Origin of the sequence: Blautia sp. XA-2221 (genome assembly GCF_028767025.1) — a bacterium.
Taxonomy (GTDB): Bacteria; Bacillota; Clostridia; order Lachnospirales; family Lachnospiraceae; genus Blautia_A.
Genome location: NZ_JAJQXX010000004.1, coordinates 209,790 through 221,751, shown reverse-complemented (window position 1 = coordinate 221,751; position 11,962 = coordinate 209,790). Strand labels below are relative to the sequence as shown.

The window sequence follows — 11,962 nt, the reverse complement described above, 5'->3', positions numbered from 1 at the left end:
CATGGCATCGATCAGAGAACGAAACGGAAAATTTAATGTGATCTATAACTATAAGGATGATTCCGGTAAACGGAGACAGAAGTGGGAAACATATGATACAAAAGCAGAAGCAAAGAAGCGAAAAAGAGAAATCGAATATAAACAGGAAATGGGCGCACTTGTTGTGAGAAAGTGCAATACATTGTCGGATCTGCTCACGGAATACGTTTCTTTGTATGGAAAAGAAAAATGGGCATTATCCACTTATGAAGGGAATGTAGGGCTGATCAGAAATTATATTGAGCCTATGGTTGGCTCTGTGAAACTTTCGGAGATTAACACCCGCTTTATGGAAAAATATTATCAGGGATTGCTACAGACAAAAGCAGTCGGAAATCCGGTGAAGGGGAATAAGAAAAATGAATTTGTTTCTGCGAGTACTGTCAGAGAAATCCACAAGCTGCTCCGTAATTGTTTTGAGCAGGCAATCAAATGGGAGATGATAGAAAAAAATCCGTGCACCTATGCAACGGTGCCGAAACATAAATCACAGAAACGGGAAATCTGGACAGCAGAAACCTTGATGTATGCAATGGATGTCTGTGAAGACGAACGGCTGAAGCTGGCAATCAATCTGTCATTTTCCTGTTCCCTACGATTAGGGGAAGTGCTTGGTTTGACCTGGGATTGTGTAGATATTTCTCCGGAAGCAATCGAAGAGAATCGTGCATACGTTTATATCAATAAAGAAACACAACGGGTAACAAAGGAAACTCTGAAAAATCTGGAAGGGAAAGATGTGTTGCTGGTATTTCCTTCGCAACATAAAACCAACAAAACTGTTCAGATTTTAAAAACACCAAAAACAGAAAGCAGTATCCGTAAGGTATTTCTTCCCAAAAGCGTTGCTAATATGTTGGTTGAGTGGAAAGCGGAGCAGGACGAAGTAAAAGAAGTCTTAGGTGAGGAATATATAGATTATAATTTGGTGATGGCAACGACATTTGGAAATCCCATTGGTACCGGAGCAATCCGGGGACAATTAAATAAACTGATCGAAGAATATAATCTTCCGCCGGTTGTCTTTCATAGTTTGAGACATAGCAGCGTGACATATAAATTAAAACTGAATGGCGGAGATATCAAAGCGGTTCAAGGGGATTCCGGGCATTCACAAGTGGATATGGTAACAGATGTGTATTCCCATATTATTGATGAGGATCGAAGACGAAATGCAGAATTATTCGAGGAAGCGTTCTATGAGAAGAAAAACCTGGATCCAAAGATGCGAGAGGAAACCACAACTCAGACAGTAGATGTGCCGGATGATGTGGATGCAGAGCTGCTTGCAAAAGTATTGGCAAATCCGGAAATGAAAGCACTATTGGCTTCGTTGGCAAAGGCGATGAAGTAATGAAAAATAGTGAAATTTTAGTGGAAAATTCGATGTGCAGAATTTTCAGCAAGTTAAAATATAAAACAGCAGTTTTTATCCAACTATTGAAAGTTTCATCCAAAATGGGGTATAATATGGACGAAAGAACAAAGGAATGGATGATAAACCTAAGGAAGGTAGGTGTAGAGGTGAGAAAGTTTGATTATATGAAATTAGCAGATAGATTGTGGGATGGAGAAGTCGTGTCATATATTGCAAAAATTCATGAATGTAAAGGGCGTCAGGAATTATTTACAAGGCAGAAGCCGGTTGAACTGGAGCGTTTGATAGAAATTGCACGTGTACAGAGTACAGAGGCATCAAATAAAATAGAAGGTATTGTTACAACAAGTACACGTATTAAACAGCTTATGAATGAGAAAACAACACCTAAATCACGAGATGAAAGTGAAATTGTTGGATATCGTGATGTACTTAATACCATTCATGAGAGTCATGATTTCATACCAATTAGAACAGCATATATTTTACAATTACATCGTGATTTGTTAAAACATGCAGGTCTTTCCTATGGAGGTCAATTTAAGAATACACAGAATTATATCAATGAGACAAAGGCTGATGGAACAGTAGTAACAAGATTTATTCCGTTGTCACCGTATGAAACGGAACAGGCAATAGAGGCAATTTGTGAAAGTTATAGAAGAACATTGGCAATGGAAACGGTTGATCCGTTGATTTTAATTCCAACATTTATTTCTGACTTCCTTTGTATCCATCCATTCAATGATGGAAACGGAAGAATGAGCAGATTACTGACTTTATTGCTTCTGTATCAAAATGGATATGAAGTTGGAAAGTATATCAGTATAGAGAAGCAGATTGAAAAAACCAAAGATGCGTATTACGATGTATTGGAACGAATTGATTATGGATGGCACGAGGAAGAGAATGATCCAACTCCTTTTATTAAGTATATGCTTCAGGTAATTCTCGCTTGTTACAAAGAATTTGAAGAGCGAGTTGGATTGATGTCAGAAAAAAATAGAAGTACGGTATATGATGTTGTTAAAAATTATGTAACTGAAAAAATAGGTAAATTTACTGGTGCGGAGGTTATCGCAGCATGCCCGATTGGTAGTCGATCAGCTGTTTTAAATGCATTGAATAAGCTTACAAAAGAAGAGATAATTGTAAAGTGCGGTTCAGGGAGGGGAACGTTCTATGTACGGAAAGATGCTATGGAAAATGAGAACCTTCCCCAATAGAGGTGATATTATTCATAATATGTTGGAATATGTTGATATTGCTGGAGAGTATGTTTAAATCAGGTAAATGCCCGAAAAGTCTTAATGAAAATCACAATATACGAAAAAAAGGAAGGGATTTTAATGCTGAATATTTATTATGGTGATATGAAAGAAGCTGTATATAATACATCGGCTTATTTTAAATATGATTATGAAGATAGTTGGATTGTAGATCCTTTTGTGAAAGAAATGATTCAAGATGTAGATAAGTCAACAGTTTTGGATAGTGGAGTAATAGATAGTCCGGTTTTAGGAAAGATTCCGCCAACCGGGTTATCCGGAGGAGTAAAAACGTTAATCCTTTTTAAGTTTAATAAAGATAAAATTTTCAACGTATCAACCTGTGGAGATAACTGTGCGAAATGGCTGCTTAAAATTGCAGAATCGGAAGACAGGACTGTAAATCTGAGGCATCTGATGGATTTCGGTAAGGAACCTTTTGAAATTCGTATTTTGAATACTAATGAAATTGTTCATTCTATGAAAGAACTGGTACCGATTGCAGGAGAATTTGTCTAATGGAGGGGTGGTACGATGAGAGGGAAACATAGAGTTATTGTATCAACAAAACGCTTAAAATATGATTTTGAAATTCGGAAAAATTTAACGATCATTCGCGGGGACAGCGCTACGGGAAAAACTACTCTTGTAGATATAATTCAGGAATATGTGAACAATCCAACAGGAAGTCCGGTAGATTTGACATGCGATAAGAAATGTTATGTGCTGGAAGGTGCTTTGTGGAAAGGACAACTGGCGGAGATTACGGACAGTATCGTATTTATTGATGAGGGAAATGATTTTATCAAGACTGAGGAGTTTGCTAGAGAAATTCAGAAAACAGATAATTATTATGTGATTGTAACGAGAGAATCCTTGCCAGCTTTACCATATAGTGTGGAAGAAATTTATGGGATCCGGACATCCGGGAAGTATGGAACATTGAAGCAAAGTTACCATGAATTATATCGGATATATGGGACAAATGAGTAGCTTGGAGAATATGCATGGACTATAAGTAGCAGGAGATCACTATGTTAAAAATATATTTAGGAAATATGGAGAATGCGATTTATCATCCTCCGACTTATTTCGATAATCGATATGAGGATGAATGGATTACAAACGAATTATCAATCAGAATAATTAAAGCTGTAGATAAGTCAGAAGTGATAAGTTCTCATCTGATACAAAGTCCAGTATTAGGAACGATTTCCACAAAAGAACTGTCAGGTTCTGTAAAGACATTGATGCTGATGGCATTTGACCAATCTGGAAAAGTGTTTAATGCGTCTGTATGTGGAGATGATTGTGCAAAATGGATTCTTTCTATAGGTAAATCAAAAGACTTGACAATAAATTTAAGACATATTATGGATTTTGGAGAAGAAGATTTTGAAATAGAAATTCTCAATACAGGTGATATTGTTCATAATATGTTGGAATATGTTGATATTGCAGGAGAGTATGTTTAGATCAGGTAAATGCCTGAAAAATATAACTTTACTAATGTTTTGGATGTCACTACAAGTAATATATCATGGGAGTTACATTTGAAAAGCGTGAATCTATTCATGACGGACAAACAGAAAGATGATATTTTTTCATCATTTATTACGGATGAAATTTCTGATTTTAATTCTAATGTATATTATACGAATCCGGATTACTTGCGATGTTCCTATTTAGAAGGAAAAATGTTGGCATAAAAAATTTACATTATCAGTAGTCAAAACACCGTAGACAACCAGTCTAAAGTACGGTATTATATATGTAGAAATCAATTCAATTTCATATTGTTTATCATTCTCGAATGCTTGAACGATGGTAGCCATATTTTTCATAATGGTGGTGACACGAAGGTATTCCCCAAGTATTAGCTGATGCAAATATTCTGCTAATAAACAGGTCTTATCTAAGGCATATATGTGGGGTACAGGAATTGACTTGATTTGACTCGGAAGTAGAAAAAAGCCGTGACTTTAAAGGGCTTATAATGATAGTTCTTGTCTGGAATTGACACTACCTATTCGCTCTCCTAAGACTCAATTATAGGTTCGATTCCTATACGAGACGGTCAGTCAAAAGCGTTCAACTGTTAGCAGAAATGCAAATAGTGGAACGCTTTTTTGATAAGGAAAACGTATGATTTTATTGCCTTGAGGATGATTTTCAGATAACATAATGTAATAATAGTTAGATGGAAGTTGATAAAAACAGTGGCGAGAGGAAACGACATTTCAGACAGCAGATGTACCGGATGATGTAGATGCAGGAGAGGTTGTCTAATGGAGGGATGATACGATAAGAGGGAAACATAGAGCTATTGTATCAACAAAACGCTTAAAATATGGTTTTGAAATTTGAAGAAATTGACAATCATTTGTGGGGACAGTGCTACGGGAAAAGCTACTCTTGTAGATATGATTCAGGAATATGTGAACAATCCAACAGGAAGTCAGGTAGATTTAACATGCGATAAGAAATGCTATGTGCTGGAAGGAGTTTTATGGAAAGGATAACTGGCGGAGATGACGGGCAGTATCGTATTTGTTGATGAAGGAAATTATTTTATTAAGGCTAAGGAGTTTGCCGGAGAAATTCAAAAAACAGATAATTATTATGTGATTGTAACGAGAGAATCACTGCCGACTTTATCATATAGCGTAGAAGAGATTTATGGAATCCGGACATCAGGAAAATATGGGGCATTGAAGCAGAGTTATCATGGATTTTATCGAATATATAGTGTGAGTAAGTAATTTGGCAATAGGGATTATTATGATATGGATTTAGTGGCAGATATCTTAGTGGGAAAAAAACAGCGGAATATTGCTAGAGGAAAGAATAAAGGATATAATTTGATTGGGATAGGAGAGAATCGCAGAGTAGTTCGTATGGAGGTTGATTATGGGCGGAATATTGTTGTATCATGGAAGCAAAATTGAAGTTGCATATCCAGAGATACGAATAACAAAATATACAAAAGATTTTTCAAAGGGATTTTATTGTACGAATGATTATAAGCAGGCATATCGATGGGAAGACAGGCGTTCTGAAAATGGAGTTGTTAATGTGTATAAATATATTGAAAATCCTCAATTGAACATTCTTCATTTTTCTGAGATGACTGATGAATGGCTGGATTTTATTGCGAGATGTCGTAAGGGAGAACCGCATTCTTATGATATTGTGGAGGGACCTATGGCAGATGATACGATATGGGATTTTGTTAATGGATTTATGTCAGGAAAGATTTCTAGAAGTGTTTTCTGGGAATATGCAAAATTTAAATATCCGACACATCAGATTAGTTTCCACACGGTCAACGCATTGTGCTGTCTTACATTTGAAAGGAGCGAATCTATTCATGACGAACAAACAAAAAGATGATATTTATTATGTGTGCTGTTTGATAGAGTTTATTGCAAGAAAGACAAAAAATCATAGACAGGATATCATTCAGTATTTTACAAAGAAAGATTTGGAACGACAGTTAAGACTGGCTGAAGTTAATCATTGCCTTTCTTTTGAACAGGTGTCAGATGAATTAATTGAGGACTTTAATATCCAGGATGGAATGTTTGATACTGTAAGTGAGTGCCGTTATGAAGTTCCATCAGTAACTTCAATTGGTATGCTTTATCAGGAGTTAGTGCTTGCCATTATGAAAAAGGAAGATGCAGCACAGGGAATTATTGATATTTTTTCATCATTTATTACGGATGAAATTTCTGATTTTAATTCCAATGTATATTATACGAATCCAGATTACTTGCGGTGTTCTTATTTGGAAGGAAAAATGTTGGTATAATAAATTTATATTATCAGAAGTCAAAACACCGTAGATAACCAGTTAAAAGTACGGTATTCTATGTATAGAAATCAATTTAATTTCATATTGTTTATTGTTTTTGGATGCTTGAATGATGGTAGCCATATTTTCATAATGGTGGTGACGCGAAAGTATTGCATTAAAAAATACAAAGACACACTGAGTTATTTCAATAAAAATTATGTATGTACTGAAATCTTTCCTTGGAAACTTGGGAGAAAAATTGTGAAAACAGAAGAAATTTGTCATGCAAGTGACTATGATAAGTTTTATATTGCTTCAAGGGAAGTGAGTTTATCAACGGTTCAATAATTTACATTATCAAAATGCCCGTCTGAATCAGATTGTTTTTTAAATCAGATCCAAACGAGCATTTTTTGTTAATTGGAATGAGGGTTTGTGCGGTTTTGTTTTGAAATCAGTATTCCATATTTCGAATGGGGGAGATATTTCACTGTCAGAATATCTCCCCTGTCTATGCCCCTGAAAGAAGGGAATTCAACATATTCTTCATGCCCATCTTCTATGCTGATGATCACAACACTTCTGTCAATTTATTGTGGAATTTTTCTCTTTATAAGAAAATAAAGCAGAGTAATTAACATTGCAAAAATGACTATGCTTCTGCTAAGCATTTTAAATAGTATCGCATCCATTCAGGTTCCTCATTTTTTTATGCAATTTTTAGTTTTTGGATTTCTGCAAGCGTTATCTGTAGCCAGTTTGCATTTCTGCTTCTGGCAGATATTTAGCTGCATTTTTGAGTTCTGTATAAAATAAGAATTTCCTCAAATAAATTTTTCTTCTTCCTTCGGGTAATGTTCGTTAATCTTATTTTACAGTTCTTTTGTAAAAATCTAAGTTTCTATAGCCAGTTATCCCGGATAATCGTTCTATCTGTCAAAAAATAAAAAGATATTTTCCGGTATAAGTGAAAATAGAAGAAAAAGAAGAGCGCCGTATTTCTATAAAAACTCACGCAGATTCTTTTACATACACCGTTTGTCAAGAAATATATATAATCCCAGCATAATGATGACACAGCCACAGAATCCGCCCATACCTTTCGCCAGTTCGTTGTTGCGAAATTCTTCTCTTGGTAAAATTCCATCTTTTTCGTAATCATAGTAAATATGGTCTGTAGTATAAGCAGGAATGCTGTCGCCTACTTCATGCTCCCCATATATTTGTGCGGAAACCTGCATTTTTTTATCTGTATCGTAGTAGAAGAAATAATTTCTGGATAAACTATATTTTCCACTGGCAGAGGTGTAGGTATCTTTTTTCTTAATTGTAACATCCTCTATAAAATAATCTTTTCCCAGAACCATTTGCTCCATCTGATTTTTGAATTTTACAGAGGTGATCGCTACTTTTGTCCAGAGGAGAACAAACAGGATGCTAACGATTACCAGTATAACTGACAAAAGTTTCCTAATTCTTATTCTTTTTCTTATTTTTGCTTCCAGATCTTTGGATTTAATCAATTTGTTACTCATTTTTACCACTCCTTCTGCCGGGGTGTTACGATTATCAATATCCCCAGCCGCCCTCAACAACTTCCCAGCCCTGCCACTCATCGACTTGTACCAGACTCCAACTCCAGTCTGTGTAAGTTTCATTGGGTATCAGGCCTAAATCTCTGGCTCTCCAGTCTGTTTTAAAGTTGGACAATACAATTATAAAATCTCGCTTATTTATCTCTTTGTATTGTTGCATTTCAGCAATAAATTCTGTTTCTACTTCTGTGTCATAGCGTAATTCCGTTAATGTACAGCCTTTGAAGTCAGTTGCAAATTTAGTTTCTACTGCATCAAAGGCTTTGTTGATCAATTCTTTATCATACAATGCTGAAGTACCTACTACACGATTGACATCAGCTGTATTGCCATTCTGTCCAAACAGCATGAAAATAACTGTTGTAATTGAAACTGCTATAACAATAAATATTATACAAGGAACTAATTTTTTTTTCATATTAATCTCCAGCGAAATCAAATCATATCAATCTTAAAAATATTTGTGATTATTTGGATTTATGGCTCTTTTTTAATCAGTATCTATTTTTACTTATTGGATTTATGGTTCTTTTTCAATCAGTATCTTATTTTGCTCATTGGATTCATTAATCTTTCTCATTTAGTAGTTATTTTTGTTCATTGGATTTATTGATTTTTCTCATTCAATATCTTATTTTTGCTTATTAAATTTACGATTCTTTCTCATACAATATTTTATTTATCTCTTTCAACAGTAACTTTGTCATCAATGTCAATTATCCAGACAAACGTAGTGGCAATTTTTTCTCCGGTCAGAGTAAGATATTTATTAACAGCTCCGTGGTCGATCATAATTTTTCTTTTTGACAGATAAAAAATTGGACCTTAACGGATTTTTTTAGGTTCATTTCTACATAATAATGCTGCATGGAATAAATAGCAAGGGTTTTAAAATCAATCAAACAGAGTGGGATTGGTTCTTGATTTTATGCTTCATCATATATTGGAAACGGGCAGTCTTCAGAAGGCTGCCCGTTCGGATTATGGAGGATAAATACGTATAAGAATGATAGTTTCATGTAGATGATTTTCTACTGAAGGTGCTTAATTTCCATATCTTTTGGGAGAATTAAGTTTAATATAATTGCCATTACAAATACAACAGCAACTACGTTTGCAGAAAATACAGACTGCAGTATTTCCGGGAAGATATGCCAGATACCGATTTCACTTGCTGTGGTAAATCCAATACCTATGGAAAGGGAAAGAGCGGCAATGGTAATATTCCTCTGGGTAAAGCCTGCTTTTGCTATCATCTGGATTCCGGAAGTCAGGATAGTTCCAAACATCATAATAGTACATCCGCCGAGGACTGAATCTGGAAGGGAAGCAAAAAAGTTTCCTACAGGAGGAAGCAGTCCGGCCAGGATCATGCAAACAGCACCGGTCATGATAGTGAAACGGTTTACCACTTTTGTCATGTTGATAAGTCCTACATTCTGGGAAAATGATGTAACAGGAGGACAGCCTAAACAAGAGGAAATTGCAGAGGCATATCCGTCACAGGCAAGAGAACCTGAAATTTCTTCTGTTGTAATATCACGATCCAGACCTCCGGAAACCATTGCTGTAGTATCACCGATGGTTTCAGCAGCAGATACAAGGAAGATGATTGCAACAGAGAAAATAGCTCCCGGGTTGAATTCCGGCGCATAAGGCATGATTTTCGGGAAGGAGATGATGCCTCCGGAGAATATAACAGAGAGATCTACTTTTCCCATAAAAACAGCCACAATATAACCTACGATCAAGCCGGCTAAAACAGAAAGCTGTTTCCAGTATCCTTTTGCTTTTATATTCCAGATCAGGCATACCAGAAGAGTAATGGTTCCAAGAATAAGGTTCTGAGCAGAACCAAAGTCGTCTGCGTATCCTCCGCCGAAAGATCTGGTACCAACAGTAAAAAGAGAGAATCCAATGGCAGTTACAACAGATGCGGCAACGATCGGGGAAATAATTTTTTTCCAGTATTTTGCCAGCAATCCCAGAGTACCTTCCATAATACCGCCGACCATAACGGCTCCCACAACTGCAGGATATCCATAATTGGCGGCAACCGTACTTAATACAGTTACAAAGGTAAAGCTGACTCCCATTACAATAGGAAGACGGGAACCAATTTTCCAGACAGGATAAAGCTGGATCAGCGTTGCAATTCCGGCAACAAACATTGCGTTTTGGAGAAGAATTGCAATTTCAGCCTGTTTGAGCCCTCCTGCTGCGGCTATAATCGTGATCGGTGTCAGATTGGCAACAAACATTGCCAGGATATGCTGAAGGCCAAAAGGGATCGCTTTCATAATAGGAACCTGACCATCCAGACGGTAAATGTTGGAAATGTCTGCGCTTTTAGCGTTCTTCATAATAGATATCCTCCTTTTCAAATGATTTTGTACAATTTTTTCGTTCCTCCATAAAATTAATTATTATAGCAATAAAACTAATTTAATTTTAACATAAAAAATAAATTTGTCTACAAAAAAATTGGTTATACCTTACAAAATATGCTGGAGAATTTGAAGTATGATTTTGGATGGAATTAAAGTTAGATTTTCGGATATTATAGAATTTTTATAACTTGCGAAACTGTCATAGACAGGCAGAGCGTTCCGCGGTATATTATTAACAGAATTACAAACAGGTATTTCCGGAAAACGGTATAACGCTTCCATATGTTTATTTTTAAATATATGCGGTACAGTGTTGGGGAAAATTTTGACAGACAGGAAACTACAGGAACAAGTAATGAAAGTTAAAAACAATATAGAAACAGAGATAACAATTCCATTTAAGGGAGAATATGAAAAACTGAAGCTGCTGATAGCTCAGGGAGTATTTGAGCTTGTTTTGCCGGAAACATCAGACAGGGAAGATATTTACCTGATTTATCTTATGAATGATGCGGTGGAAAGCTTTTTGGTTTTTCGGCAGGCAAGGCTGACAGGTACTTATGAACCTGAGTTTGAGGGGGAAATAAGAGCTGATCTTGAAAAAAAGGGAAATCAGTATATATTGATCGTGCATCAGGGGGATTCTGTTTTTACTGTTTTTTTCAGAAATTTAGAGTTGGAAACCCATCTTTTTAATTATGGCAAAACGGGCCATTTCTGGGTAAAAGGGTATGAATATCTGAGACAGCTGGAATATCGTATTGCTATTTTAAGGGATAAAAGAGAATATCTTGGAAAGGAATTTTGCACGGAAGAGGAAGAGCGACTTTCTTATCTGGCAGAATTTCCTCCGTTAAATTTTTGCTGTTATCCTGCAGTATCAGAAAAATATATTGTACCTTCTTATCCGAAATGGAAGGTATCTGAAGAAGCCCTCAATGAAATGATGAAACTGGCAGAAGAGGCAGGTGACAGGAGTCTTATCAGATGGCTGAAAATGTATTCTTATTTTCCGGGAAGGACGGTCGCAAGGAAGATTGCCCGTATGCTGCACCGGGTAAAGCACACAGAGATTGTAGATCTTATTAACAGGAAAATTTCTGATGCGGCAGCTGTATACCAGGAGCGGCAGTTTGGGACAGAAAACCAGGATCAGGAGAGTTTTTCGGCAAATAAAAAAGAGGGAGGTGTACAGGAAGAGAACACAAAAGAGAAAATAAGAATCCGAAGTATACAGAAAAGAGCAGAACTGAGAAAAAAGGAACTGGAGAGTTCCGGAAAACAGGTGGATATACTGAAGGAAGAACCTTTTTTGTATGCAAAAGATTCGGTGGAATATAAAATTCACCTGATGATCTGGAAAACAGAGGGCAGAAACCGTAAGGTAGATGTGGAAACCATACAATAGATATGGCAGTCTATGGGGAAAAATATGAATGGCAGGAACATTTGTCGTAAAGCAGATGAAAATGTATCCATGAGGAATTAGAGCT

Annotated in this window: 12 protein-coding genes; 9 read left to right on the top strand and 3 right to left on the bottom strand. The window is 36.2% G+C overall.

The window, feature by feature from the left end:
* The first annotated feature begins 1 nt into the window (after window position 1).
* The 8 genes from LU279_RS05530 (at window position 2) to LU279_RS05495 (ending at window position 6,499) form a co-directional block, all read left to right on the top strand.
* Entirely contained in the window at window positions 2-1,393 is a 1,392-nt protein-coding gene (locus tag LU279_RS05530; protein WP_039925177.1) for a site-specific integrase, read from the top strand.
* Complete coding sequence (locus tag LU279_RS05525) at window positions 1,393-2,643, top strand: Fic family protein (RefSeq protein WP_008977276.1); 1,251 nt, start codon at window positions 1,393-1,395, stop codon at window positions 2,641-2,643. Before LU279_RS05530 ends, LU279_RS05525 begins: the two co-directional genes overlap by 1 nt.
* Window positions 2,644-2,766: 123 nt before the next feature.
* Entirely contained in the window at window positions 2,767-3,204 is a 438-nt protein-coding gene (locus tag LU279_RS05520; RefSeq protein ID WP_008977275.1) for a DUF4869 domain-containing protein, read from the top strand.
* A 15-nt stretch (window positions 3,205-3,219) separates the two neighbouring features.
* Window positions 3,220-3,678, top strand: a complete 459-nt coding sequence (locus tag LU279_RS05515) for a Fis family transcriptional regulator (RefSeq protein ID WP_008977274.1) — start codon at window positions 3,220-3,222, stop codon at window positions 3,676-3,678.
* A gap of 41 nt (window positions 3,679-3,719) precedes the next feature.
* Complete coding sequence (locus LU279_RS05510; protein ID WP_009247014.1) at window positions 3,720-4,160, top strand: DUF4869 domain-containing protein; 441 nt, start codon at window positions 3,720-3,722, stop codon at window positions 4,158-4,160.
* A 1,056-nt stretch (window positions 4,161-5,216) separates the two neighbouring features.
* Complete coding sequence (locus tag LU279_RS13465) at window positions 5,217-5,447, top strand: hypothetical protein (protein WP_330684569.1); 231 nt, start codon at window positions 5,217-5,219, stop codon at window positions 5,445-5,447.
* A gap of 148 nt (window positions 5,448-5,595) precedes the next feature.
* The gene (locus LU279_RS05500; RefSeq protein ID WP_274421533.1) at window positions 5,596-6,078 is read left to right on the top strand and encodes a DUF3990 domain-containing protein; all 483 of its coding nucleotides are present in this window, start codon (window positions 5,596-5,598) and stop codon (window positions 6,076-6,078) included.
* Window positions 6,056-6,499 (top strand): hypothetical protein, encoded by a 444-nt coding sequence (locus LU279_RS05495; RefSeq protein WP_274421531.1) that lies wholly within the window; start codon window positions 6,056-6,058, stop codon window positions 6,497-6,499. Before LU279_RS05500 ends, LU279_RS05495 begins: the two co-directional genes overlap by 23 nt.
* A gap of 1,010 nt (window positions 6,500-7,509) precedes the next feature.
* Here the strand turns inward: LU279_RS05495 and LU279_RS05485 are convergent.
* The 3 genes from LU279_RS05485 to LU279_RS05475 form a co-directional block, all read right to left on the bottom strand.
* A complete protein-coding gene (locus LU279_RS05485; RefSeq protein ID WP_274421530.1) occupies window positions 7,510-8,019 on the bottom strand; it encodes a hypothetical protein in 510 nt (169 codons plus the stop codon).
* Window positions 8,020-8,053: 34 nt separating this feature from the next.
* Window positions 8,054-8,497 carry a hypothetical protein gene (locus tag LU279_RS05480; RefSeq protein ID WP_274421529.1) on the bottom strand — a complete coding sequence of 148 codons (444 nt, stop codon included), beginning with the start codon at window positions 8,495-8,497 and terminating at the stop codon, window positions 8,054-8,056.
* Between the two features lie 613 nt (window positions 8,498-9,110).
* Complete coding sequence (locus LU279_RS05475) at window positions 9,111-10,442, bottom strand: uracil-xanthine permease family protein (RefSeq protein ID WP_274421528.1); 1,332 nt, start codon at window positions 10,440-10,442, stop codon at window positions 9,111-9,113.
* 382 nt (window positions 10,443-10,824) lie between these two features.
* Between LU279_RS05475 and LU279_RS05470 the strand changes: the two genes are divergently transcribed.
* The gene (locus LU279_RS05470; RefSeq protein ID WP_274421527.1) at window positions 10,825-11,877 is read left to right on the top strand and encodes a DUF3878 family protein; all 1,053 of its coding nucleotides are present in this window, start codon (window positions 10,825-10,827) and stop codon (window positions 11,875-11,877) included.
* The last annotated feature ends 85 nt before the right edge of the window (window positions 11,878-11,962 follow it).